The 24,605-nt window shown below is 69.5% G+C and carries 21 protein-coding genes, 1 pseudogene and 1 riboswitch; of the genes and pseudogenes, 9 read left to right on the top strand and 13 right to left on the bottom strand.

What is annotated here, in order from left to right:
- Positions 1 to 152 precede the first annotated feature (152 nt).
- From AB0I54_RS13370 to AB0I54_RS13360, 3 genes are read right to left on the bottom strand one after another with little or no spacing between them, the layout of a single operon-like run.
- Positions 153 to 1,301, bottom strand: a complete 1,149-nt coding sequence (locus tag AB0I54_RS13370) for a cystathionine gamma-lyase (RefSeq protein WP_363296108.1) — start codon at positions 1,299 to 1,301, stop codon at positions 153 to 155.
- Complete coding sequence (locus AB0I54_RS13365; protein WP_363296107.1) at positions 1,298 to 1,789, bottom strand: low molecular weight protein-tyrosine-phosphatase; 492 nt, start codon at positions 1,787 to 1,789, stop codon at positions 1,298 to 1,300. Before AB0I54_RS13365 ends, AB0I54_RS13370 begins: the two co-directional genes overlap by 4 nt.
- A 5-nt stretch (positions 1,790 to 1,794) precedes the next feature.
- Complete coding sequence (locus AB0I54_RS13360) at positions 1,795 to 2,175, bottom strand: phage holin family protein (protein ID WP_363296106.1); 381 nt, start codon at positions 2,173 to 2,175, stop codon at positions 1,795 to 1,797.
- 59 nt (positions 2,176 to 2,234) lie between these two features.
- Here AB0I54_RS13360 and AB0I54_RS13355 point away from each other — a divergent pair, with 59 nt between their 5' ends.
- From AB0I54_RS13355 to AB0I54_RS13340, 4 genes are all read left to right on the top strand, one after another.
- Complete coding sequence (locus AB0I54_RS13355) at positions 2,235 to 2,552, top strand: cupin domain-containing protein (RefSeq protein ID WP_363296105.1); 318 nt, start codon at positions 2,235 to 2,237, stop codon at positions 2,550 to 2,552.
- Positions 2,553 to 2,686: 134 nt separating this feature from the next.
- Positions 2,687 to 2,899 carry a DUF5326 family protein gene (locus AB0I54_RS13350; RefSeq protein WP_363296104.1) on the top strand — a complete coding sequence of 71 codons (213 nt, stop codon included), beginning with the start codon at positions 2,687 to 2,689 and terminating at the stop codon, positions 2,897 to 2,899.
- 196 nt (positions 2,900 to 3,095) lie between these two features.
- A complete protein-coding gene (locus tag AB0I54_RS13345) occupies positions 3,096 to 3,956 on the top strand; it encodes a helix-turn-helix domain-containing protein (RefSeq protein WP_363296103.1) in 861 nt (286 codons plus the stop codon).
- Positions 3,957 to 4,054: 98 nt separating this feature from the next.
- Positions 4,055 to 4,492, top strand: coding sequence for an SsgA family sporulation/cell division regulator (locus AB0I54_RS13340; protein ID WP_363296102.1), 438 nt, complete (start codon positions 4,055 to 4,057; stop codon positions 4,490 to 4,492).
- Positions 4,493 to 4,605: 113 nt separating this feature from the next.
- Here the strand turns inward: AB0I54_RS13340 and AB0I54_RS13335 are convergent, their stop codons facing one another.
- Positions 4,606 to 6,081, bottom strand: a complete 1,476-nt coding sequence (locus AB0I54_RS13335) for a YibE/F family protein (RefSeq protein ID WP_363296101.1) — start codon at positions 6,079 to 6,081, stop codon at positions 4,606 to 4,608.
- A 71-nt stretch (positions 6,082 to 6,152) separates the two neighbouring features.
- Positions 6,153 to 6,333: riboswitch (TPP riboswitch) on the top strand.
- On the opposite strand from AB0I54_RS13335, the gene thiC reads away from it, so the two are divergent.
- Complete coding sequence (thiC, locus tag AB0I54_RS13330) at positions 6,326 to 8,128, top strand: phosphomethylpyrimidine synthase ThiC (protein ID WP_363296100.1); 1,803 nt, start codon at positions 6,326 to 6,328, stop codon at positions 8,126 to 8,128. (Overlaps the previous riboswitch by 8 nt.)
- 47 nt (positions 8,129 to 8,175) lie before the next feature.
- On the opposite strand, the gene AB0I54_RS13325 is transcribed toward thiC, so the two are convergent.
- The 4 genes from AB0I54_RS13325 to AB0I54_RS13310 form a co-directional block, all read right to left on the bottom strand.
- Positions 8,176 to 8,661, bottom strand: coding sequence for a hypothetical protein (locus AB0I54_RS13325; RefSeq protein WP_363296099.1), 486 nt, complete (start codon positions 8,659 to 8,661; stop codon positions 8,176 to 8,178).
- A gap of 284 nt (positions 8,662 to 8,945) precedes the next feature.
- Positions 8,946 to 9,815 (bottom strand): hypothetical protein, encoded by an 870-nt coding sequence (locus AB0I54_RS13320; protein WP_363296098.1) that lies wholly within the window; start codon positions 9,813 to 9,815, stop codon positions 8,946 to 8,948.
- 181 nt (positions 9,816 to 9,996) lie between these two features.
- The gene (locus tag AB0I54_RS13315; RefSeq protein ID WP_363296097.1) at positions 9,997 to 11,073 is read right to left on the bottom strand and encodes a metallophosphoesterase; all 1,077 of its coding nucleotides are present in this window, start codon (positions 11,071 to 11,073) and stop codon (positions 9,997 to 9,999) included.
- 440 nt (positions 11,074 to 11,513) lie between these two features.
- The gene (locus tag AB0I54_RS13310) at positions 11,514 to 12,626 is read right to left on the bottom strand and encodes a LacI family DNA-binding transcriptional regulator (RefSeq protein WP_363296096.1); all 1,113 of its coding nucleotides are present in this window, start codon (positions 12,624 to 12,626) and stop codon (positions 11,514 to 11,516) included.
- A gap of 439 nt (positions 12,627 to 13,065) precedes the next feature.
- On the opposite strand from AB0I54_RS13310, the gene hisC reads away from it, so the two are divergent.
- A complete protein-coding gene (gene hisC, locus AB0I54_RS13305) occupies positions 13,066 to 14,145 on the top strand; it encodes a histidinol-phosphate transaminase (protein ID WP_363296095.1) in 1,080 nt (359 codons plus the stop codon).
- A 60-nt stretch (positions 14,146 to 14,205) separates the two neighbouring features.
- Here hisC and AB0I54_RS13300 read toward each other — a convergent pair.
- Positions 14,206 to 14,253, bottom strand: a pseudogene (locus AB0I54_RS13300) (hypothetical protein); the annotation flags it as partial.
- 361 nt (positions 14,254 to 14,614) lie between these two features.
- Here AB0I54_RS13300 and AB0I54_RS13295 point away from each other — a divergent pair.
- The 3 genes from AB0I54_RS13295 to cydD all read left to right on the top strand — a co-directional run bounded on the left by AB0I54_RS13295 (position 14,615) and on the right by cydD (position 20,729).
- Positions 14,615 to 16,123, top strand: coding sequence for a cytochrome ubiquinol oxidase subunit I (locus tag AB0I54_RS13295; protein WP_363296094.1), 1,509 nt, complete (start codon positions 14,615 to 14,617; stop codon positions 16,121 to 16,123).
- 18 nt (positions 16,124 to 16,141) lie between these two features.
- On the top strand, positions 16,142 to 17,146 hold the full coding sequence (gene cydB / locus AB0I54_RS13290; protein WP_363296093.1) for a cytochrome d ubiquinol oxidase subunit II: 1,005 nt from the start codon (positions 16,142 to 16,144) through the stop codon (positions 17,144 to 17,146).
- 61 nt (positions 17,147 to 17,207) lie between these two features.
- Complete coding sequence (gene cydD, locus AB0I54_RS13285) at positions 17,208 to 20,729, top strand: thiol reductant ABC exporter subunit CydD (RefSeq protein ID WP_363296092.1); 3,522 nt, start codon at positions 17,208 to 17,210, stop codon at positions 20,727 to 20,729.
- Positions 20,730 to 20,800: 71 nt separating this feature from the next.
- Here the strand turns inward: cydD and AB0I54_RS13280 are convergent, their stop codons facing one another.
- From AB0I54_RS13280 to AB0I54_RS13265, 4 genes are all read right to left on the bottom strand, one after another.
- Complete coding sequence (locus tag AB0I54_RS13280; protein WP_363296091.1) at positions 20,801 to 21,727, bottom strand: HAD-IIB family hydrolase; 927 nt, start codon at positions 21,725 to 21,727, stop codon at positions 20,801 to 20,803.
- 89 nt (positions 21,728 to 21,816) lie between these two features.
- Positions 21,817 to 22,719, bottom strand: a complete 903-nt coding sequence (locus AB0I54_RS13275; RefSeq protein ID WP_363296090.1) for an LLM class flavin-dependent oxidoreductase — start codon at positions 22,717 to 22,719, stop codon at positions 21,817 to 21,819.
- Between the two features lie 59 nt (positions 22,720 to 22,778).
- Positions 22,779 to 23,360 carry an RNA 2'-phosphotransferase gene (locus AB0I54_RS13270; protein ID WP_363296509.1) on the bottom strand — a complete coding sequence of 194 codons (582 nt, stop codon included), beginning with the start codon at positions 23,358 to 23,360 and terminating at the stop codon, positions 22,779 to 22,781.
- 136 nt (positions 23,361 to 23,496) lie between these two features.
- Positions 23,497 to 24,444: a MerR family transcriptional regulator gene (locus AB0I54_RS13265; protein WP_363296089.1), complete on the bottom strand. Its 948-nt coding sequence runs from the start codon at positions 24,442 to 24,444 to the stop codon at positions 23,497 to 23,499.
- Between the last annotated feature and the right edge of the window lie 161 nt (positions 24,445 to 24,605).

Here is a 24,605-nt window from a genome sequence, read left to right as displayed (position 1 = left end):
GTCGCTACAGTGATTGGACACTGACACAGAGTCAACTAGCCTTGTTCGCGCGGTTCTTCGCGCGCAGAACCGGGACGGTCCGAGCCACGAGGGGGGAGGCTCGGACCGTCCGTTGTACGTAGCCGGACCCAGGGCGGGCGTCCCCGATCCGGTCAGTCCACCGATGCGTCGAGCGCCCGGAGCACATCCGCCACCAGATCGTCGGCGTCCTCGGCACCGACGGACAGCCGGATGAAGCCCTCAGGCACCGGATCCCCGCCCCAGCGCCGCCTCCGCTCGGCCGTGGACCGCACCCCGCCGAAGCTCGTCGCGTCGTCCACGAGCCGCAGCGCCTGGAGAAAACGCTCGGCACGCGCGCGCGTGGGCAGCGTGAAGGACACCACGCACCCATAGCGCCGCATCTGCCGCGAGGCGGTCTTGTACGAGGGGTCGTCGGGCAGCCCGGGATAGCGCAGCCCGGTCACCTCGGGCCGCTCGCGCAGGGCCTGCGCGAGCACGAGGGCGGTGGCGTTCTGCCGGTCCGCGCGCAGCTGGAGCGTCGCGATGGAGCGGTGCGCCAGCCAGGCCTCCATGGGCCCGGCGATCGCCCCGACGATCTTGCGCCAGCGGCGGACGGCGGCCATGGCCTCGGCGTCGCGGCCGGCGACATACCCCAGGAGGATGTCCCCGTGCCCGGTGAGCTGCTTGGTGCCGCTCGCCACGGAGAAGTCGGCGCCCAGCTCCAGCGGCCGCTGCCCGAGCGGCGTGGCAAGGGTGTTGTCGACGGCGACCAGGGCGCCACGCGCGTGTGCCGCCTCGGCGAGCCGCCGGATGTCGCACACATCGAGCCCCGGGTTGGACGGGGACTCGATCCACAGCAGCTTCGCCCCGTCCAGAACCTCCAGCTGGGCGTCGTCACCGGTCGGGGCGGTACGCACCTCGATGCCGTACGCCTCCAGCTGGGCGCGCACCATGGGCAGCACCTGGTAGCCGTCGCTCGGCAGCACCACGGCGTCCCCGGCGCGCAGCTGGGAGAACAGCACGGCGGAGACGGCGGCCATGCCGGAGGCGAACACAAGGGTCTCGACGGCGTCCTGCCCGGGCGCCTCCAGCTCGCCGATGGCCCGCTCCAGCAGGGTCCACGTCGGGTTGTCGTCACGCCCGTAGGCGTACGGGCCCGTCACCTCACCCGGCAGATGGAAGTGCGCCGCGAAGACCGGGCCGGGCAGGGTCGGTTCGTACTTGACCGGTTCGGGCAGCCCTGCCCGCACCGCGCGCGTGCCGTCCCCCGTACCGCCGTCGTCCGTCGCTGAATCGCTCATGCCGCCCGTCCCTCCACCTGCTCGCGTACCGCGGCGAGCAGACCGGTGCTTGCCGCCTCCACCATCTCAAGACACTCCTCGAAGCCGTCCGGACCGCCGTAGTACGGGTCCGGCACATCGAGGTCGTCGCCTGCGGCGGGGTCGTACGAACGGAGCAGCCGCACCTTGAGCGCGTCCTCGTCCGTGGGCGCCAGACGGCGCAGCGCCTTGAGGTGGCCGGCGTCGAGGGCGATCACGAGGTCGAGGCGCGCGAACCACGAGGCCCGGAACTGGCGGGCCGTGTGGTCCGCGTCGTAGCCGTGTTCCTCCAGGACGGAGACGGTACGCGGGTCCGCGCCGTCGCCCTCGTGCCAGTCGCCGGTGCCGGCGCTGTCGATCTCGACCAGGCCCGCCAGGTCCGCCTCCGCCACGCGCGCGCGGAAGACGGATTCGGCCATCGGGGAACGACAGATGTTGCCGGTGCAGACGAAGCAGACGCGGTACGCCATCGGGGTCAGTCCTTGCCGTCGGGCAGGACGACGTTCAGCGCCCAGGAGACGATGGAGATGATCAGGCCGCCGACGACGGCGGTCCAGAAGCCGTCCACGTGGAAGCCCACGTCGAGCTTGCCGCTCAGCCACGAGGTCAGCATCAGCATCAGCGCGTTGACCACCAGGGTGATCAGGCCGAGGGTCAGGATGAACAGGGGGAAGGTCAGGATCTTCACGATCGGCTTGACGAGCCAGTTCACCAGGCCGAAGAGCAGGGCGACCACTATCAGCGTGCCGACCTTCTTGCCCGTGCTGTCACCGGTCAGAGTGATCTTGTCGAGCAGCCACACGGCGACCGCCAGGGCCCCGGCGTTGGCGATCGTCTTGACTACGAAATTCTTCATGTGTCTGATCGTGGCAGACGTGACCGGATCTGAGCAGTGAGCAAGGGCGGACAAGTGAGATGAAGGCATTCCGGCTGGACGAACTGGAGGCGGAGCGCGCCGCCAACGAGGGGGCCTACCTCCAGTTTCTGCGGGAGCGCAACATGTCGGTCGGTCTCTATGCCCTCAACGCGGGCGAGCACGACCCTCAGAAGCCCCACAACCAGGACGAGGTGTACTTCGTCGTGAGTGGCCGTGCGTCGATCACGGTGGGCATGGAGACGACTCAGGTCGCGCGCGGCAGCGTGGTGTACGTGCCGGCCGGGGTGGCCCACAAGTTCCATCACATCAGCGAGGACCTGAGGGTCCTGGTGATCTTCTCTCCCCCTGAGGCCTGATTCCGCGCCTCAGGGTTCCCTAGGGGAACGGTCAGGGGAGGACAAGGGGTGCGAGGCCCCCGCCGGGCCCCCTGGCGGCTCTAGCATCGAGTGCAGGACATCGAGAACGCACAAGACTGCAAAGGACGAGGGCAATGCGAGAGATCTTCGCGGGACTGCCGTGGTGGGTGAAGTGGATCGCGGTGCCGGTCATCGCCCTGGTCGTGTTCGGCGGGCTGATAGTCAGCGTGGTCGGATTCGTGGTCTACCTGCTCTTCAAGATCCTGATCTTCGTCGCTCTGGTCGGCGGACTGATCTACGTCGTGCGGAAGTTCATGTCGGGTTCCTCGTCGCGCAGCGACTGGTGAGGGCCGTGGGAAACGGGTGGCGGTAACAGGAATCACCTGTTCCCTCGGGCGAGCGAAGTTTTCCGGGCAGGCCGTCTGACAGCCGTGGCGGGCCGTTAAAGTCCGGAATTCGACGCGGGGCCCAGCCCCGCGGGCGGCGTACACCCCACCCGTGTTCCTCCGCACGGGCTGCCCCCTCGCGCTTCGGGAGTGACCCTTGGCCACGGCTGACACCGCACCCGCAGTACCGCACGCACCCCCCGCACAGCCGCGCTCCTCCACACCCCCCGCGCAGCGGCCGACCTCCGCGGCGGTCCCCGAGCAGCCGCACTCCGCGACCCTCATCGGTTCCGTGCAACGGGCGATGCGGCTGCTGGAAACGGTCGCCGAGCACGAGTACGGCGCTCCCGCCAAGCAACTGGCCCGCGAGACCGGCCTGGCGCTCCCGACGGCCTACCACCTGTTGCGCACCCTCGTGCACGAGGGCTATCTCCGCCGTGACAAGGGCCTGTTCTTCCTCGGTGAGGCGGCCGAGCGGCTGGGCAGCAGCGGGGCGCAGCAGAAACGTCGCAGCGCGGTCTCGGCCGTGCTCGCGCAATGGCGCGATTCCATTGGTGTACCGGTGTACTACGCGATGTACCAGGACGGCGAGATCGAGGTCATGTGCGTTTCCGACACCCCGGGCAACCCGGCGGTCGAGGAGTGGGCCGACTTCCGCGAAACCGGGCACGCGCACTCGATCGGGCAGTGTCTGCTGTCCCAGATGGACGAGGCCGCGCGCCTCGACCACCTGGACCGCTACCCGGTGCAACCCCTCACCCCGTACACCGTGCGCGACGGCCGGAGCCTGCTGCGGCGGCTGGACCGGATGCGCCGGATGGAGCCGGTGACGGAGCGGCAGGAGTACGCGCTGGGGACGGTCTGCGCGGCGATCCCCATCACGGTCGGCACCACGGCGGCCACGATGGCCCTGTCCCTGCCCGCCCACCAGGCGGACCGGCTGCTGCCCGCGGCCCGGCAACTGCAGGCCGAGGTCGGACGGCATCTGGGGACACTGGCGATCTCTATCAGTATCTGAAAACTCACTCCTTGTGATCTCACGTGTACTTTCTGCAAGATTTGACCAGCGTCAAAGGAATCAATCCGGCCGGTCGGTGTCATAAGACGGGGTAGGCGATGCGCGAGTCCGTACAGGCAGAGGTCATGATGAGCTTTCTCGTGTCCGAGGAGCTCTCCTTTCGCATTCCGGTGGAGTTGCGTTACGAGACTTGTGACCCCTATGCCGTGCGGCTGACCTTCCATCTACCCGGAGATGCCCCGGTGACGTGGGCCTTCGGACGGGAACTGCTGATCGACGGGGTGGGCCGGCCGTGCGGGGACGGTGATGTGCACATCGCGCCTGCCGACACGGATGTACTGGGAGAGGTGCTGATCCGGCTTCAGGTCGGTGGCGACCAGGCGGTGTTCCGGTCCTCGGCGCCGCCGCTGGTGGCCTTCCTGGACCGTACGGACAAGTTGGTGCCGCTCGGCCAGGAGGGGGCGCTGGAGGACTTCGACGCCCATCTCGACGAGGCTCTGGTCCGCATCCTGGCCGAGGAGCAGAGCGCAGGCTGACGCGCTACGGCATGGAGGGCGAGGCGCCCCACAGTGACGTGCGGAGCACTGCAGTAACGCTTCTCCTCATTGGGCGCCGGTTCTCCTCATGGGTCACCGTTTCTACCGGAGTGTCACCTCTTGCGCCGTCGTCCCCGGCCGCCGCGCGTCGCGGCCGACTGGACCTCGGCCGGCTTCCCCGCCTTCCCCGCCCCCTGTCCTGGCCGGTCGGCCGACACCACGAGGGCGGCCAGGGCCGTGGTGACCGGCACCGAGGCGACGAGGCCGATCGAGCCCACCAGGGTGCGCACTATCTCCTCCGCCACCAGTTCGCTGTTGGCGACGGTCGTCACGCTGCTCTGCGCGATCGAGAAGAGCAGCAGCAGCGGCAGCGCGGCACCGGCATAGGCGAGTACGAGCGTGTTGACGACGGACGCGATGTGATCACGGCCGATGCGGATGCCCGCCCGGTACAGCCCGCGCCAGCCCATCGATGGATTGGCCTCGTGCAGTTCCCACACCGCCGAGGTCTGGGTCACCGTCACGTCGTCCAGGACACCGAGCGAACCGATGATGACGCCGGCCAGCAGCAGACCGCTCATGTCGATCGACGGATACAGGCCATGGATCAGACCGGTGTTGTCATCGGTGTTGCCCGTCAGCGCGGCCCAGTCGATGAACTCCGAGCCCAGGATGCCGATCAGCAGGAGCGACACCAGCGTGCCGAGCACCGCGACCGAGGTGCGGGCCGACAGGCCGTGGCACATATAGAGCGCGATCAGCATGATGGCGCTCGACCCGACCACCGCCACGACCAGTGGGTTCGAGCCCTGCAGGATCGCGGGCAGGATGAAGAGGGTCAGCACCATGAAGCTGACGGCCAGCGCGACCAGCGCCATGACACCGCGCAACCGGCCCACCACCACGACGGCGAGCGCGAAGATCCCGGCGAGCAGCGCCATCGGGAACTTCCGGTTCACATCGGTGACCGAGTACTGCAGGTCCTTGGGCGCCGAGGGCTCATAGGCGACCACGACCTTCTCGCCCTCGTGCAACTGCCGTGACTGGTCCGGCTGCACGATCTCCGTGAACGTACGGCCCTTGTCCTTGCCGGTGTCGACCTGGATCGTCGCCTTCTTGCAGGTGCCGTTCGCCTCCTGCTGAGCGGAGTTGCCCTCGGCGGTGGAGGTGTCGCCCGTCGGGGCCTGCCCCGAGGCGTTCACCGACTTGCAGCTCAGCTCGACGACCTTGGTGACCGTGGCCTGCTGCGTCTGCCGGTCGAAGCCGACTCCCGTGCGCTGGTGTGACGGGGCTCCACCGGGCCAGAGCACGACGAGTCCGACCACGACCGCCGCGGTGAACGGGATCAGGATCGCCGCGATGACCTTGCGCAGATGCTGGGAGACGGGCGCGGCGGGGCCGTGGCTGTGGCTGTGCGAGTGGCCGTGGCCGCCGCCGTTCCCGTGTCCTGGGGTCTGTCCATGGCCGTGCCCGTGGTGGTTCTCGTCACCGCCACCGTGGCCCTCGTGCTCGTGTCCGCCGCGCTGTCCGGGGCCGGGACGGTGCGGCGGCTCGGGAGGCGGGTAGGGGTACTGCCGTGTCGTGGTCACCGCCAGATCATCGCAAGAACGGTAGGGGCCCTCTGTTCACCGCGGCCGAATTGACGCTAGCGTGGAGGCACCTTTGCACACGCGGGAGCTCGGAGCACCGGGCTGAGAGGGCGCTGACCTCCGTATTTGCGATGTTTCACGTGGAACAGAGTGATGTTTCACATGAAACGCCGGCCGAGACGGAAACCGCTGCGTCGACCGCTGAACCTGTTACCGGGTAATGCCGGCGTAGGGAGTAGGTCTCATGACCAACAAGGACGCACGCACGCCTGCCTCCATGCAGAACCCTGCCCAGGGTGAGGCCGGGAAGTCCATCGGCTGGCACAAGGGGTATGTCGAGGGCTCACGCTCCGATGTACGTGTGCCGGTTCGTCAGGTGCACCTCACCAACGGGCAGTCGGTCACGCTGTACGACACCTCCGGCCCGTACACCGATCCGCTCGTCGAGACGGACGTCCGCAGGGGCCTACCGCCGCTGCGGGAGAACTGGATCATCGCCCGTGGTGACACCGAGGAGTACGCGGGCCGTCCCGTCCGTCCCGAGGACGACGGGGTCAAGCACACTTCTCCCCGCGGCGGTCTGCGCAACCTCGACGCGGTCTTCCCCGGACGCCCGCGTCTGCCGCGCCGCGGCCGTGCCGGCACGGCGGTCACCCAGCTCGCGTATGCGCGCCGGGGGGAGATCACGCCGGAGATGGAGTTCGTGGCCGTGCGGGAGAACGTTGCTCCCGAGGTCGTCCGTGAGGAGATCGCGGCAGGCCGGGCCGTGCTGCCCGCCAACGTCAACCACCCGGAGATCGAGCCGATGATCATCGGCAAGCGGTTCCTGGTGAAGGTCAACGCCAACATCGGCAACTCCGCGGTGACGTCCTCCATCGAGGAGGAGGTCGAGAAGATGACCTGGGCGACCCGCTGGGGCGCCGACACGGTCATGGACCTGTCCACCGGCCGCAACATCCACACCACCCGCGAGTGGGTGCTGCGCAACTCCCCCGTCCCCATCGGCACGGTGCCGCTCTATCAGGCCCTGGAGAAGGTCGACGGCAGGGCCGAGGAACTGACCTGGGAGATCTACAAGGACACGGTCATCGAGCAGGCCGAGCAGGGCGTGGACTACATGACGGTCCACGCGGGCGTCCGCCTGCCGTACGTCCCGCTCACGGCGAACCGCAAGACCGGCATCGTCTCGCGCGGCGGCTCGATCATGGCGGCCTGGTGCCTCGCGCACCACAAGGAGTCGTTCCTGTACGAGAACTTCGAGGAACTCTGCGAGATCCTCGCCGCCTACGACGTCACGTACTCGCTGGGCGACGGCCTTCGGCCGGGTTCGATCGCCGACGCCAACGACGAGGCGCAATTCGCGGAACTCCGAACGCTCGGGGAACTCAACCGGATCGCCAAGCGTTTTGATGTTCAGACCATGATCGAGGGGCCGGGACACGTCCCGATGCACAAGATCAAGGAGAACATCGACCTTCAGCAGGAGATCTGCGATGAAGCTCCGTTCTATACGCTCGGCCCGCTGACGACGGACGTCGCGCCGGCGTACGACCACATCACCTCCGGCATCGGTGCCGCGATGATCGCCTGGTGGGGCACGGCCATGCTCTGCTATGTCACGCCCAAGGAGCACTTGGGCCTGCCCAACCGTGACGACGTCAAGACCGGCGTCATCACCTACAAGATCGCCGCCCACGCAGCCGACCTCGCCAAGGGGCACCCTGGTGCGCAGGAGTGGGACGACGCTCTGTCCGACGCGCGCTTCGAGTTCCGGTGGGAGGACCAGTTCAACCTCGCCCTGGACCCGGACACGGCACGGGAGTTCCACGACGAGACCCTGCCGGCGGAGCCGGCCAAGACCGCTCACTTCTGCTCGATGTGCGGGCCGAAGTTCTGCTCGATGAAAATCAGCCAATCCATCACAGAGCGATTCGGTGGCGGGGCGGCTGAGGGGGCGTCGCCGGAGGAGGTCGCGGAGGGGATGCTCCAGAAGTCGAAGGAGTTCGCGGCCGGCGGGAACCGGGTGTACCTGCCGCTTGCGGATTGATGTGCGTTCAGGCGCTGTCCTTCAATGGGGGGCAGCGCCGGGCACGCTTACCTTGACAGTGCCCAGATGACGAGGAGCGGGCCGTAGACAGCTACGAGGGCGCAGAGGAGGCGCCTCCACTCGAACGTCACGTCGAGCTGGACCGGGCCGTTGCTCTTGCCGGGGCGCGCCTGGGACGCGGTACGGTGCGCCTCCCCAAGCAGCCGAAGGGCTCTTTGGTGGGTCCGGTATCCGGTAAAAGCGCCCATCAGTGAACTGCCGAAGGCGACCGAGCCGATAGTGCGCCCGTCTCGCAGAGCGATGATCAGGCCGTCGTCGGCCGTCACCCGCGCGACCTCGTTCCAAGCAACGGTCGAAGTAACGAGGAAGTTGGTGATGGACACGCGGTCGGCGGTACTGCGGATCGCGGAGTCCCACCCAAGCGCCCAGAAGAAGATCGACATTCCGCCGAGCAGGAACGCCGCTTGCGGTTCGACGTGCAGCGGCCCGATGAGCAGAGCGGCGCAGGCGTAGCTCGCGATCGCGCTGGTCACTGGCAGCCACACATACGCGGGCCGTCTGATTACCCTCATCCGCATCGCGGGCCACCCCCAAGAACGATCCTCCACAACGGACAGAGGCCGGGTCAAGATCGTTAAGGCCCCAAGGCAGAGGCCTTGCGGTACCAGCCGGATGGAGATCGAGGAGGGCATGGCTCAGAAGTCGAAGGAGTTCGCGGCCGCGGGGAATCGGGTGTATCTGCCGATCGCCGACTGATCCGGCGGTCACTCCGTTGCCGGTTGCCCGGCTTGCGCCCCGTCGGGGGCGCAAGCCGGGGCTATTCCGGCTGGTGTTCCGGGCCCCCGAAGTCCGGGCTCGTGTAGTCCGGGCTGGTGAAGCTCGGGCGTGGGCCCGGGGTGCCGCCGTCGTCGGGGCTGCTGAAGCCCGGGCGGTCGTAGCCGAGGCGCGGCATGCGGCTGGTCGGCGCCGGCGGGGTCGTGCGCTGCAGTGCGGTCGTGCCGGGGTTGGCGAGGGCTTCCTGCAGGAAGGGGAGGACGCCCCGCTCCAGCAGGGCTTCTCGCCAGGCTTCCCTGGCCCGGGCCACCTCTCCGTTCGCCTCGCCGTAGGCTCCGGCGTCCAGCGAGGGGCTGTTGCGCAGGGCGGTGAGCAGCAGCCCGACCGCGGCGACGAGGATCGCGGCCGCGGTCATGGCGCCGAACATCCAGCCCGCCGTCAGCATGGTCTGAGCGAATGCCGGCTCGGGGTCCAGCATCTTCAGTATGTAGCCGACCAGCAGGAATATCGCCGCGGCGGTTCCGGCGAGGACGGGGGCGAGGACCGCGACGACGGCGACGGCGCCCGCGCCGGTGGTCTCGGCGGCCTCGCCGAGGGTGGTGGCGAGCCCCATCGCGCCCGTGACCCCCGGCTCACCGGAGCCGGATTCACCGCTGGACGACGGGGTGGACGGCGCCGGCTGGCGCAGTTCCTCGCGGACCTTCACATAGTGCTGGTACTCGGTCGCCGCGGCCGCGGTGATGAGCGTGGTGGCGTTCAGCGCCATGGTGCGCAGCTGTTCGGTGTTCAGCCGCTGTCCCACAGCGGCCAGTTCCGGGCGGTGTGGTGCGGAGCGCAGCGCCTCATCGAGGATCCGCTCGTATTCCTGGCGGTCCTCGCTGTGCAGGTGCTGCGGAACGCTGTTCATGTGCATCCCCCGATGCTCCGTAGGGCTTGGGGCTCGCACGCCGGCGAGCCGTCGGGCAGAAACGGAGGGGAGCCTGCTACGGATAAGCCGATGGTAGAGCCGCGACGGCACGCGGTGACAGGGGGTTGCCGGAAATTGGGTGCTGGCCTGCATGTACGCCGTCGGGGGACGCTTGCCCGTGGAACGCTCAGTTATCCAGGGGAAGTTGCTGGACCAGCAGCTTTCCGGCCATGGTCACACCACCGTCCATGGCGATGGCCAGGCCCTCGGCGTAGACGTGCGGTCCTTCGACCACGGGACCGGCATCCTCCTCGCCGTCCTCCGACCCGACCTCGCCCAGCAGGTACGGAATGGGGCTGTGACCGTGAACGATGCGCGTACCGCCGTACGTATCGAGGAGGGAGCGCACGGCGTCGGCGCCGCCCTCGTCACGGAAGGAGAAGCGCTTGGTGAACTTGCGGAACAGGTCCCAGCATTCGTCCGCGTCGTTGCGCGTGAGCGTCTCACGGACGGTGTCGTTGACCGCCTCGATCGAGTCGCCGTAGTCCAGGTAGGCGGTGGTGTCGGAGTGGACGAGCAGATAGCCGTCGACCTCCTCGACGGCGTCGAGGCGGGCCATCCACTGCAGATGGTGGTCCTGGAGGCGGTCCATGTCGGTCTTCTGGCCGCCGTTGAGCAGCCAGGCGGCCTGGAAGGTGGCGGTGCCCGCGCCGGAGTTGACGGGGGTGTCGCCGAACCGCTTGGCGCCGAGCAGCAGGAGTTCGTGGTTGCCCATGAGCGCCTTGCAGTAGCCGCCGGCCGCGGCGGCCTCGGCGGACAGCCGCATCACCAGGTCGATGACGCCGATGCCGTCCGGGCCGCGGTCGGTGAAGTCACCGAGGAACCACAGCCGGGCGGTGCCCGCGCACCACTGACCGGCCGAGTCGATCAGGCCCTTCTCCCGGAGGGCGGCGATCAGGTCGTCGAGATAGCCGTGCACGTCCCCGACGACATACAGCGGGCCCGTGCCGGTGGTCTGCCGCGGGGCCGGTGCGGCCGCCGGTTCGACGGGCACCTGGAGCGTGTCGCCCCGGTTGATGACGGGCAGGTCGCGCTGGGTCGGTGTGTACCCCTCCGGGTAGCCCTCGTCCACGGGGGCGACGGTGTTGCCGGGGTGGGTGCTGTGGGCATACGGACCGGTCTCATGGACGTACCCGGGTACCCGGAAGTCGCGCAACGTCGCCGTCCGCTCCACTTCGGGTCCCTGACCGGCCCCCTGAGTCATCAGACCCCTCCACCATCGCGCCGCATCTGCACCGGTTCGGACTGCCTGGTCGCAGCGGCCCGCGGTGTCGTGGGCCCATCATAGGAATGCGGATCGCGCCATGTGATGACCCAGGGGTGGTGAATCGGAGCAAGACGCCAGTTCAACGCGGCTTTCGCCCCGTTTGGGCAGGGCTTTCACCTTCCGATGGCCGCCTGAGGAACCGCCGGCACCGAGCGGACGACCTCCTGGCGTCAGGCTGACGACCCGCTGTTGCACCCCGACGACCCGCTGTTGTGATGCGGACGGCGGCTGCCGTCGCGGCGATGAGTCCCCGTGGGCGGCTGTCGAGCCGGGCCCCGAAGGTGTGATGCACTCGTGACCGTCGGCCCCCGTTGCCGCTGCCCCCTCCCGACGGTCCGGCCGGGCTTCCGCGAGCCCGGCCCGTCGGCCCGGTGGTGCTATTTCTCCTCCGGCACCCGCGGCGGGCTGACCGTCGTCCGCGGCGAACGGCGCTGGGACGATGTGCGCACGATCAGTTCGGTCGGTATCACCTGCTCGACCGGGTGCTCGGACTCGACTCCCTCGATGGCGTCGATGAGGAGCTGGACCACGGCCGTGCCGATGCGCCGGGGCTTCAGGGAGAGCGTGGTGATGGGCGGCTCGGTGTTGGCGTACACCGTGGACTCGCTGCAGCACACCAGCAGCAGATCGTCCGGGACGCGCAGGCCGTAGCGGCGGGCGGCGGCCAGCAGGTCGGTGCCGTTGGGGTCGAAGAGGCCGTAGACGGCGTCGGGGCGGTCGGGGCGGGCCAGCAGCCGGTCGGCGGCGACGGCGCCGGCACACGGGTCGTGCGCCGGGTAGGCCTCGTACACCGGGTCCTGGCCGACCCGTTCGCACCAGTGCAGATACGCGGTGGTCGACAGACGGGTGTACGTGTCCGTCGTCGTCCCCGTGAGCAGGCCGATCCGGCGGGCGCCCGCGTCGGCGAGATGGTCGAGGATGCCGAGTACGGCGGCCTCGTGATCGTTGTCGACCCATGCCGTGACCGGGAGCGAACCGGCCGGGCGGCCGTCGGAGACGACCGGCAGGCCCTGCCGGACCAGCTCGCTGACCACCGGGTCCTGGTCGGAGGGGTCGATGACGACCGTGCCGTCCAGGGCGACGTTCGACCAGACGTCGTGGCGCGAGGTCGCGGGCAGGATCACCAGGGCATAGCCGCGGGCGAGTGCGGCCGAGGTCGCGGCGCGAGCCATTTCGGCGAAGTACGCGAACTCGGTGAAGGTGAAAGGTTCATCCCCGTACGTCGTCACGGTCAGGCCGATGAGCCCCGACTTGCCGGTACGGAGTGTGCGGGCGGCGGCCGAGGGGCGGTACCCCAGCCGGTCGGCGACCTCGCGGACATGGCGCCGGGTGGCGTCCGGGAGCCGGCCCTTGCCGTTGAGGGCGTCGGACACGGTCGTGATGGAGACCCCGGCGGCGGCGGCGACGTCTCTGATGCCTGCTCGGCCCGGCCGACTGCCTCGACGTGAGGTTTCCGCGCGGCTCACCTGGTGCTTCCCTGCTGCTGTCATGGCGAGCCGATAGTAGGGCTCAGGCGGTGGGGTAGTGCGGACGCATATGCACGCGTTGACAGGCACGTTTCTGCATGGTCATAAGGGGTCAACTGCCTTAGAAAGAAAGTCAGTTGAACGATCTAATGGCAGGACGTGACTTGTCGGCGCGCATGGGCCTGCCAAGGGCCCGATGTTTCGAAGAGGTCTCAACTCACCTTGACGAGCGATGCGCGCCACGGCGTGAGCCACCGGCGCGTAGATATATGTGCGACGCGCCCCCCGTTTCGTACATCTTCATGCGGTGATGCCCCTGATGCGGGTGGGGCTGATGTGGTTTTCGCTTCACTGTTTCCTGTCGCTCCGCACCTGTACGCAGGAGCGCCGAATCCTCATAAGGTGAGCAGTATTGGAAGTCGGCGGCGCGGACGGTCCGCCGGGGGTCGCGAGGAGGACTGCGGTGAGCGAGACGAGCCCGAAGCTGCGCGCCGAGCTGGAGGGTATCCCCACCTACAAGCCGGGCAAGCCCGCCGCGGCCGACGGCCCGGTCGCCTACAAGCTGTCCTCCAACGAGAACCCCTACCCTCCGCTGCCCGGGGTCATGGAGTCGGTGACCGCGGCCGCCGCGAACTTCAACCGCTACCCGGACATGGCGTGCGGCGGGCTGATGGACGAGCTGTCGGAGCGCTTCGACGTCCCGCTCTCCCATCTGGCCACCGGCACCGGCTCGGTCGGCGTCGCCCAGCAGCTGATCCAGGCCACCAGTGGCCCCGGTGACGAGGTCATCTACGCCTGGCGGTCCTTCGAGGCGTACCCGATCATCACGCAGATCAGCGGTGCACGATCGGTGCAGGTGCCGCTCACGCCGGGCGATGTGCACGACCTGGACGCGATGGCGGACGCGATCACCGACCGGACGCGGCTGATTTTCGTCTGCAACCCCAACAACCCGACCGGCACGGTCGTACGGCGGGCCGAGCTGGAGCGCTTCCTCGACCGGGTGCCCCGAGATGTACTGGTGGTGCTGGACGAGGCCTACCGGGAGTTCATCCGTGACCCGGAAGTGCCGGACGGCGCGGAGCTCTACCGCAGCCGGCCGAACGTCTGTGTCCTGCGCACCTTCTCGAAGGCCTATGGACTCGCCGGGCTGCGCGTCGGGTTCGCGATCGCGCATGAGCCGGTGGCGGCGGCGCTGCGCAAGACGGCCGTGCCGTTCGGTGTGAGCCAGCTCGCGCAGGAGGCGGCGATCGCCTCGCTGCGCGCCGAGGACGAACTGCTCGGCCGGGTCGGTTCGCTGGTGTGCGAGCGTCAGCGTGTGGTCGACGCGCTGCGCGCCCAGGGCTGGACGGTGCCCGAGACCCAGGCCAACTTCGTCTGGCTGCGGCTGGGAGAGGACACGGCCGCCTTCGCGGCTGCCTGTGAACAGCACGGCGTCGTGGTCCGGCCGTTCCTCGGCGAGGGTGTGCGGGTGACGGTCGGGGAGCACGAGGCGAACGACATCTTCGTGAAGGTGGCGGAGGCGTTCCGCAAGGAGCTCTGAGAAGGCCCGGACGTTGCACAGGCTCGCGAGGCGGCACTCGTCGCCTCGCGAGATCGGTGTGAGGCCGTAGGGGAGGGCGAGAGCCTCGCCCTCCGGCCAGAACGCGATCGTGCCGGCGCGACGATCCGGTGGGCGTCCGTTTCACGTGGAACGGAGACGCCATCAAGCGTCACCCTGAGGTGAGCCGCGGGCCAGAAGATCCGTATCTGCCACACCGCCCGCCTCGGATGCAACGTTCTGTTGAATCAGCAGGGGAAGCCCCTGTGCGCCATGGGCCCACCGGCCCTTTTCGGCCAGGGTCCGCCGGATCGTGCTTAGGACCCCCCACCCCTCCGACATCGAACGGCCATGCGTCATAATTGCTTGTGAATGTGAACGCGTTCACAAGCGTGTCCCGGTTGCTCCGCCGTTGTGTGTGACATAAGGGGCAAACTGCCGCTTGACCACGGCATGTAAGGAGATTGTCGACGTGGACTTGGCTTTGGCGCCGGAGACACTGGCGCGTTGGCAGTTCGGCATCACCACCGTCTACCACTTCCTGTTCGTGCCCTTGACGATCTCGCTGGCGGCCCTCACGGCCGGTCTGCAGACGGCGTGGGTGCGCACGGAAAAGGAGAAGTACCTCAGAGCGACCAAGTTCTGGGGCAAGCTTTTCCTGATCAACATCGCGATGGGCGTCGTCACCGGCATCGTGCAGGAGTTCCAGTTCGGCATGAACTGGTCCGACTACTCACGCTTCGTCGGCGACATCTTCGGCGCACCGCTTGCCTTCGAGGCCCTGATCGCCTTCTTCTTCGAGTCCACCTTCATAGGTCTGTGGATCTTCGGCTGGGACAAGCTGCCCAAGAAGATCCACCTAGCCTGCATCTGGATGGTCTCGATCGGCACGTTCCTGTCGGCGTACTTCATCCTCGCGGCCAACTCATGGATGCAGCACCCCGTCGGCTACCGGATCAACAAGGCGAAGGGGCGTGCGGAGCTCACCGACTTCTGGCACGTGCTGACCCAGAACACCGCGCTGGCCCAGGCCTTCCACACGCTCGCCGCGGCCTTCCTGACCGGCGGCGCCTTCATGGTCGGCATCGCCGCCTACCACCTGTCCCGCAAGAAGCACATCGCAGAGATGAAGACCTCGCTGCGGCTAGGTCTGATCACCGTGGTCATCGCCGGTCTGCTCACCGCGGTCAGCGGCGACACCCTCGGCAAGGTCATGTTCAAGCAGCAGCCGATGAAGATGGCCGCCGCCGAGGCCCTGTGGGACGGCCAGGACTCCGCACCGTTCTCGATCTTCGCGTACGGCGATGTGGAGAAGGGCCACAACACGGTCGCGATAGAGGTGCCGGGCGTGCTGTCCTTCCTCGCGAACGACGACTTCAGCTCCTATGTGCCCGGCATCAACGACGTCAACAAGGCCGAGCAGCAGAAGTTCGGGCCCGGTGACTACCGGCCGAACATCCCCGTCACCTTCTGGGCGTTCCGCTGGATGATCGGCTTCGGCATGGCGTCCTTCGCCATCGGTCTGGCCGGACTCTGGCTGACTCGGAAGAGGTTCATGCTGCCGCAGCACCTGCGGGTGAGCGACGACGAAGTGCCGCATCTGGTCCTGCTCAAGAACAAGGCTTTCGGCCCGAAGCTCACCACCTGGTCCTGGCGCATCGCGATCTGGACCCTGGCCTTCCCGCTGATCGCCAACTCCTGGGGCTGGATCTTCACCGAGATGGGCCGCCAGCCCTGGGTCGTCTACGGCGTCCTGCAGACCCGCCACGCGGTCTCCCCCGGTGTCTCCCAGGCCGAGGTCCTCACCTCGATGACCGTCTTCACCCTGCTGTACGCGATCCTCGCCGTGATCGAGGTCAAGCTGCTGGTGAAGTACGTCAAGGCCGGCCCGCCCGAACTCACCGAGGCCGACCTCAACCCGCCCACGAAGATCGGCGGCGAGGCCCGTGACGCCGACAAGCCGATGGCCTTCTCGTACTAGGCCGAGGGAGCTGCAGTCATGGAACTTCACGACGTCTGGTTCGTACTGATCGCCGTCCTGTGGATCGGCTACTTCTTCCTGGAGGGTTTTGACTTCGGGGTCGGCATCCTCACCAAGCTTCTCGCCCGGAACCGGGCCGAGAAGCGGGTGCTGATCAACACCATCGGCCCTGTCTGGGACGGTAACGAGGTGTGGCTGCTCACGGCCGGCGGCGCGACCTTCGCCGCCTTCCCCGAGTGGTACGCCACGCTCTTCTCCGGCTTCTATCTGCCGCTGCTGGTCATCCTGGTCAGTCTGATCGTCCGGGGCGTCGCGTTCGAGTACCGGGCCAAGCGGCCCGAGGAGAACTGGCAGCGCAATTGGGAGAACGCGATCTTCTGGTGCTCGCTGATCCCCGCCCTCCTGTGGGGTGTGGCCTTCGGCAACATCGTGCGGGGCGTGAAGATCGACGAGCATGCCGAGTACGTCGGCAGCGTGTGGGATCTGCTGAACCCGTACGCGCTTCTCGGCGGCCTGGTGACGCTGACGCTGTTCACCTTCCACGGTGCGGTGTTCACCGCGCTCAAGACGGTCGGGGACATCCGGGAGCGGGCGCGGAAGCTCGCGCTGAGGGTCGGCCTCGTCACGGCTGTGCTGGCAGTGATCTTCCTGCTGTGGACGCAGGTCGACAGCGGTGACGGCAAGAGCCTGGCGGCCATGATCGTGGCGGTCGTCGCACTGGTCGCCGCCCTGGTGGCCAACCAGGCGGGCCGCGAGGGATGGTCGTTCGCGCTGTCCGGCGTCACGATCGTGGCCGCCGTGGCGATGCTCTTCCTGTCGCTCTTCCCGAATGTCATGCCGTCGTCGCTCAACGGTGACTGGAGCCTCACGGTCACCAATGCCTCGTCGAGCCCGTACACCCTGAAGATCATGACCTGGTGCGCAGGGATCGCCACGCCGATCGTGCTGCTCTACCAGGGCTGGACGTACTGGGTGTTCCGCAAGCGGATCGGCACGCAGCACATCGCCGAACCCGCGCATTGAGTCTGGCAGGAGGGGTGTTCACCATGTTTCACGTGAAACACCCCTCCTCGGGCCGAAGGGCATGTTTCACGTGAAACCAATCGATCCGCGTCTTCTGCGCTACGCCCGCGCCACGCGACTTTTCCTGGCGGCGGTCGTCGCCCTGGGTGCCCTCGGCGCCGGACTCGTCATCGCCCAGGCCATGCTCATCGCCGAAGTGGTGGTCGGTGCCTTCCAGCACGGCCAGTCGGCGAATGAACTGCGCACCTCCCTGGTGTTGTTGGTGGCCGTCGCCGGCGGCCGTGCGCTGGTCTCCTGGCTCACCGAGCTCGCCGCGCACCGGGCGAGCGCGGCAGTCAAGTCCGAGCTGCGCGGACGGCTCCTGGAGCGCGCCGCGACACTGGGCCCCGGATGGCTGAGCGGACAGCGGACCGGTTCCCTGGTCACCCTTGCCACGCGTGGTGTCGACGCCCTCGACGACTACTTCTCCCGCTATCTGCCGCAGCTGGGGCTCGCGGTGGTCGTACCGGCCGCGGTGCTGGCACGGATCGTCACCGAGGATTGGATGTCGGCGGCGATCATCGTCGGCACCCTGCCGCTCATCCCGCTCTTCATGGCGCTGATCGGCTGGGCCACCCAGTCCCGGATGGACCGTCAGTGGCGGCTGCTGTCCCGGCTCTCGGGGCACTTCCTGGACGTCGTCGCCGGGCTGCCCACCCTGAAGGTGTTCGGGCGCGCCAAGGCGCAGGCCGACTCCATCCGCCGTATCACCGGTGAGTACCGCCAGGCGACCATGCGGACCCTGCGGATCGCGTTCCTCTCCTCCTTCGCGCTGGAGCTGCTCGCGACGCTGTCGGTGGCGCTGGTCGCGGTGACGATCGGCATGCGACTCGTTCATGGCGACATGGACCTGTACACCGGGCTGCTCATCCTGGTGCTGGCGCCCGAGGCGTATCTGCCGCTGCGCCAGGTGGGGGCGCAGTACCACGCGGCGGCGGAGGGACTTGCCGCCGCCGAGGAGATCTTCGCCGTGCTGGAGACGCCGGTACCCGAGTCCGGGACCGGGCCGGTGCCCTCGGGAGCGCTTGCCTTCGAGGGCGTGACGGTCCGGTATCCCGGGCGGTCCATGGATGCCGTGACGGATGTCTCCTTCGCCGTCGAACCCGAAGAGACCGTCGCCCTGGTCGGGCCGAGTGGTGCGGGCAAGTCCACGCTGCTGAGCGTCCTGCTCGGGTTCGTACGGCCCAGTGAGGGCCGGGTGCGGATCGGGGGAGCCGATCTGGCCGACGTCGACCTGGAGCAGTGGCGCTCGCGCATCGCCTGGGTGCCGCAGCGGCCGCACCTGTACGCCGGGACCATCGCGGAGAACGTACGGCTGGCGCGTCCCGACGCGGACGACGAAGCCATACGGCGGGCGCTGCGCGACGCGGGGGCTCTGGAGTTCGTGGACGCGTTGCCCCAGGGCGCCCGGACCGTGCTCGGCGAGGACGGTGCCGGGCTCTCCGCCGGGCAGCGGCAACGGCTCGCGCTGGCCCGGGCGTTCCTCGCCGACCGGCCCGTACTGCTGCTGGACGAGCCGACGGCCGCGCTCGACGGGGCCACCGAGGCCGAGGTCGTGACGGCGGTGCGACGGCTTGCGGTGGGGCGGACCGTCCTGCTGGTCGTGCACCGACCGGCGTTGCTCGGCGTCGCCGACCGCGTGGTGCGGCTGGCGGCGGCCGAGTCCTCCGCCACCGCGGCCACCGCCTCCCCCGCTTCCGCCGTTGCCGGGTCGCTGGACGCGCGCTCCGTCGAGGAGGTGCCGGCCGGTGCTCCTGCCGGGGACGGGTCCGAAGCGGGCCCCACGAAGTCCGAGGGACGGGTCCTCACCCGTGTCCGCGCACTGGCCGGCCCCCGGCGCGGACGCCTCGTCCTCGCGCTGCTGCTCGGGAGTCTGGCGCTCGGCTCCGCCGTCGGGCTGATGGCCACCTCCGGGTGGCTCATCTCGCGTGCCTCGCAGCAGCCGCCCGTGCTGTATCTGATGGTGGCCGTGACGGCGACCCGGGCCTTCGGGATCGGGCGGGCCGTGTTCCGGTACGCGGAGCGGCTGGTGTCGCACGACGCCGTGCTGCGGATGCTGGCCGACACCCGGGTCGCCGTGTACCGGCGGCTGGAGCGGCTGGCGCCCGCCGGGCTCCGTACGGCCCGCAGGGGCGACCTGCTGTCCCGGCTCGTCGCCGACGTGGACGCGCTGCAGGACTACTGGCTGCGCTGGCTGCTGCCCGCGGGGGTCGCGGTGGCCGTGTCCGCCGGGTCCGTGGCGTTCACCGCCTGGCTGGTGCCCGGGGCCGGAGCCGCGCTCGCGGCGGGACTGCTCGCGGCCGGGATCGGCGTACCGCTGCTGACCGGCGCCGTGGCGCGGCGTGCCGAGCGACGGCTGGCGCCCGCCCGGGGAGACCTCGCGACGCGAGTGACCGACCTGCTCACCGGCACCGCCGAGCTGACGGTCGCCGGCGCGCTGCCCGCCCGTACCGACGCGGCGCGGCGGGCCGACGGCACCCTCACCCGGCTCGCCTCGCGCGCCGCCACCGCCACCGCGCTCGGCGACGGACTCACCGCGCTGATCTCCGGCCTGACCGTGGCGGCCACCGCCCTGCTGGGCGCCCAGGCGGTCGCCGGGGGCCGGCTGGACGGGGTGGTGATGGCCGTGGTCGTCCTCATCCCGCTGGCCGCCTTCGAGGCCGTGCTCGGGCTGCCGGTGGCCGTGCGGTACCGGCAGCGGGTGCGCCGGAGCGCGGAGCGTGTGTACGAGATCCTGGACGCCCCCGAGCCCGTACGGGAGCCGGAGCGGCCGCGGCAGGCGCCCGCGTCACCGTTCCCGGTCGTGGTGAAGGGGCTGGCCGCCCGGTACTCCGGGCAGCACCGGGAGGCGCTCACCGGGCTCGACCTGACGCTGGAGGAAGGGCGCCGGGTCGCCGTGGTCGGGCCGTCCGGGTCCGGCAAGACGACCCTCGCCCAGGTGCTGCTGCGGTTCCTCGACCCGAGCGCGGGCTCCTACACGCTGGCCGGTGTGGACGCATACGCGCTGGACGGCGACGACGTACGGCGGCTCGTCGGGCTGTGCGCCCAGGACGCGCACCTCTTCGACAGCTCCGTCCGCGAGAACCTGCTGCTCGCGAAGAAGGACGCGACCGAGGCGGAGCTGCGGGACGCGCTGGCGCGGGCCCGGCTGCTCGACTGGGCGGACGGGCTGCCCGACGGGCTCGACACGCTCGTCGGCGAGCACGGCGCGCGGCTGTCCGGCGGACAGCGGCAGCGGCTGGCGCTCGCCCGCGCGCTGCTCGCCGACTTCCCGGTCCTCGTGCTCGACGAGCCCGCCGAGCACCTGGATCTGCCCACCGCCGACTCGCTCACCGCCGATCTGCTGGCAGCCACCGAGGGCCGTACGACGCTGCTCATCACCCACCGTCTCGCCGGACTCGACGCGGTGGACGAGGTGATCGTGCTGGGCGAGGGACGCGTGGTGCAGCACGGACCGTACGCCGAACTGGCCGCCGTGGACGGGCCGCTGCGCACCATGGTGGAACGGGAGGCCGAGGCGGAGCTGCCGGTCGGAATGCGCTGACGCGGTCCGCCGGGCGGAGGGCGCTGACGCGGTCCCGCCGTACGGGCGGGTCCGCCCGCGGCCCGGTGAGGCTACGCCCCGGCCGTCAGCAACTGCTCGATGACGACGGCCACGCCGTCCTCGTTGTTGGCGACCGTCCGGCCCGACGCCGCGGCCAGCACGTCCGGGTGCGCGTTGCCCATCGCGTACGACTGACCTGCCCAGGTCAGCATCTCCACGTCGTTGGGCATGTCCCCGAAGGCGACGACCTCCTCGTGCGAGATGCCGCGCTCGGCGCAGCACAGGGCGAGGGTGCTGGCCTTGGAGACGCCGGGGCCGCTGAGTTCCAGCAGGGCGCTGGGGCTGGAGCGGGTGACGTTCGCACGGTCGCCGACGGCGAGGCGGGCGAGGGTGAGGAACGCGTCGGGGTCGAGATCCGGGTGATAGGCGAGGATCTTGAGCACCGGCTCGGCGGCACCCGGGCCGTCGGACGCCAGGAGCTCCTCGGCGGGCGCGAGGTTGTCCGGTATCTCCATGTGCAGCTTCGGATAGGCCGGTTCCTGGTGGAAGCCGTACGTCTGCTCGACCGCGTACACCGTGCCGGGCGCCGCGTCGCGCAGCAGGCGTACGGCGTCGAGGGCGTTCTGTCGGGCCAGTTCGCGCACCTTCACGAACCGGTGGGTGCCGGGGCCGCCGTGCAGGTCGACGACGGCGGCGCCGTTGCCGCAGATCGCCAGGCCGTGGCCGTGGACGTGGTCGGCGACCACGTCCATCCAGCGGGCCGGACGGCCGGTCACGAAGAAGACCTCGATGCCCGCCTCCTCGGCGGCCGCCAGCGCGGCGACCGTACGCGGGGACACCGACTTGTCGTCACGCAGCAGGGTGCCGTCGAGGTCGGTGGCGATCAGCCGCGCCGGGACGACGGGGCTGCCTGCCTGCTTGAGCGCGGTCGAGAGCTTGGGGGAGGCCGGGGTCTCGGGCGTTCCGGTGGCTGAGGTCACCGGGTCATTCTCGCGCATATGCCAGCACGGCCGTGCGAGAGCCCGCACAGATGAGACACGGATGACGTGTGGCCGACGGCGATGTGGCCGGGTGGCACCGGGCCGGGTCAGTCCAGTTGCGCCAGCGCCTCCATGGCGATCTGCTCGAAGACCTTCTCGTCCGCGGCGAAGTCCGAGTCGGGCACGGGCCAGTGGAGCACGATCTCGGTGAAGCCCAGCTCCTGGTGCCGGCCCGCGAAGTCCACGAACGCGTCCAGGGACTCCAGCGGGCGCCCGCGGTCCGGGGTGAAGCCGGTGAGCAGGATCTTGTCGAGGCCGGCCACATCCCGTCCGAGCGCGGCGCAGGCGTCGGCCAGCTTCTCGGTCTGGCCGCGCAGCGCCTTGACCGACTCCTCCGGCGTGCCGTTCTCGTACAGCTTGGGGTCGCCGGTGGTCACCCACGCCTGCCCGTACCGCGCGGCGAGCTTCAGCCCGCGGGGGCCGGTGGCGGCCACCGCGAAGGGCAGCCGGGGGCGCTGCACACAGCCCGGGATGTTGTACGCCTCGTGCGCCGAGTAGAAGTCGCCCTCGTACGACACCGAGTCCTCGGTGAGCAGCCGGTCCAGCAGCGGTACGAACTCGGCGAGCCGGTCCGCGCGCTCGCGCGGGCTCCACGGGTCCTGGCCGAGTGCCGTGGCGTCGAAGCCGGTGCCGCCCGCGCCGATGCCCAGCGTGATCCGGCCGCCGGAGATGTCGTCGAGCGAGATCAGCTCCTTGGCGAGGGTCACCGGGTGCCGGAAGTTCGGCGAGGTCACCAGCGTGCCCAGGCGGAGGTGGTCGGTGGCGGCCGCGGCGGCGGTCAGCGTCGGTATGGCGCCGAACCACGGACCGTCGCGGAAGCTGCGCCAGGTCAGGTGGTCGTAGGTGTAGGCGGTGTGGAAGCCGAGCTGCTCGGCACGTGTCCAGGCCGAACGGCCGCCTTCGTGCCAGCGGCGGTACGGGAGGATCACGGTGCTCAGACGCAGACTCATGCGTTCGAGACTAAGGGGACCCCGCGACCAGGGCCGAAACGGTCACTGTATGCGGCCGCTCAGCCACGGGGTGAGGCGGAGCGGAAGGGGGGTCGGTGCGGCTCGGCGAAGCGGAGGTACTCGGGCGGTACGGCCTTGGTCAGCCACACGCCGTTCGCGCTGATGTGGAAGACATGACCGGCGCGGTGCATGGCGGCCGCGTCGACGGTCAGTACGACGGGGCGGCCGCGCCGGGCGCCGACCCGGGTCGCGGTCTCGCGGTCGGCCGAGAGGTGTACGTCGTGCCTGTTCATCGGCCTGAGGCCCGCCGCGCGGATCGACTCCAGATTGCGGGCGACGGTCCCGTGGTAGAGGTACGGCGGCGGGGTCGCCGGGGGCAGTCCGAGGTCGACCTCGACGCTGTGGCCCTGGCTGGCGCGGATCCGGGTGCCCTCGACGGCGAACCGCTTCTTGTCGTTGGCGGCCACCACATGGTCGAGCTCGGCGCGGCTGAACCGGAATCCGTGCGCGGCCGCCGCGGCGATCAGGGTGTCGATCTCCACCCAGCCGCCCTCGTCGAGCGTGAGGCCGATCCGTTCGGGCTGGTGCCGCAGGTGCTTCGAGAGGTACTTCGACACCTTCACGGTGCGCCTCTCGTCCATCTCTCTTTCACTCACTCCACCAGCGTGCGGGAGAGACGCGGATCACGCAGGTTATTTTCGCCCGGAGGTTTGATCCACAACCAAGTCCGGTTATCCACAGGGTAATTGGCGAAGTTGTGGACAAGCAGTGGGCGATTCAGGGAGTTTCGTCAAGATCCTTCACGGCGACATGACTTGTCATCAGGTCGTCCAAGAGCCGGGCACGCACCTCCCGTTCGGCCGCCAGCGCGACGAACTCGGCAGCCCGCTCGGCACCAACCAGCCGCTCCACAGCCTGGATCGTCTCTGCCGGTATCGATACGGGACGGCTCTCCTCGACCGGCTTTCGTGGATCTCCCGCGCCCAGCTGCCGGCGCAGATGACGGGTGGCGAACAGGCGCATCGCGCGGGCGAGTTCGGCGTCCACGGTCTGCTGCGCGAGGGGGCGCAGACGCCGTACGAGCGAGGCCGCCTCCGCCGCCCGGTCGTCGGTGAGACGGTGCGGGTCGTCCAGGTACGGGGCGAAGACGTGCTCGGTCGTGAACTCCAGGAAACGGGTGGCTATGTGCTCGACCTGGACCCTCAACTCCCGTAGGTGGCCGGTGATCGCGGACAGAGGGACTCCGGCCGTGTGCAACTCGACCGCGACGGCCAGCTCTTGGGGGCTCGGCACGAGGAACGAGTCGGGGTCCGCGGGTACGGGTTCGAGCACGCCGAGTTCGACCGCCTCGGCCACGGCGTCGTCGTCGGGGGTGCCGCCGAAGCGGGCGTCCAGCTCCGCGCGGGAGACCCGGGAGGGCTCCTCGTCGGTCCACGGGCCCTCGACCTCGGTGACCAGCCCGAGGACGCCGCCCAGGCCGCGGCCGGTGTCCCATGCCTCCAGGAGCTCCTTGATGGAGGCCAGGGTGTAGCCGCGGTCGAGGAGGTCGGCGATCTGGCGGAGGCGGGTGACGTGGACGTCGGAGTAGACGTTGGCCCTGCCCCGGCGTTCGGGGCGGGGGAGGAGGCCGCGGTCCTGGTAGGCGCGGATGGTTCGCACCGTGGTGCCGGTGTGGTGGGCCAGGTCTTCGATGCGGTAGGGGGTGGGGGCCGGGGGGTCGGTCATGTGGGGTTCCTTGGTGGGGTGCCCGGTGATGGCGCTGAACGGGGGTGGGTCGCGCAGCCCGGCGCTGCGGGGTGCCTCCCCCAAGCTCTCAACTTCGTTCGAGCAGGGGGGACCCCCATCGCCCACCCGTGCCGCCTGGGGGTCCCCCCTGCTCGAAGAGC

The organism is Streptomyces sp. NPDC050625 (assembly GCF_040654755.1).
GTDB lineage: Bacteria > Actinomycetota > Actinomycetes > Streptomycetales > Streptomycetaceae > Streptomyces.
The sequence above is the reverse complement of the archived record's forward strand: the minus strand, read 5'-3'. Positions and strand labels throughout refer to the sequence as shown.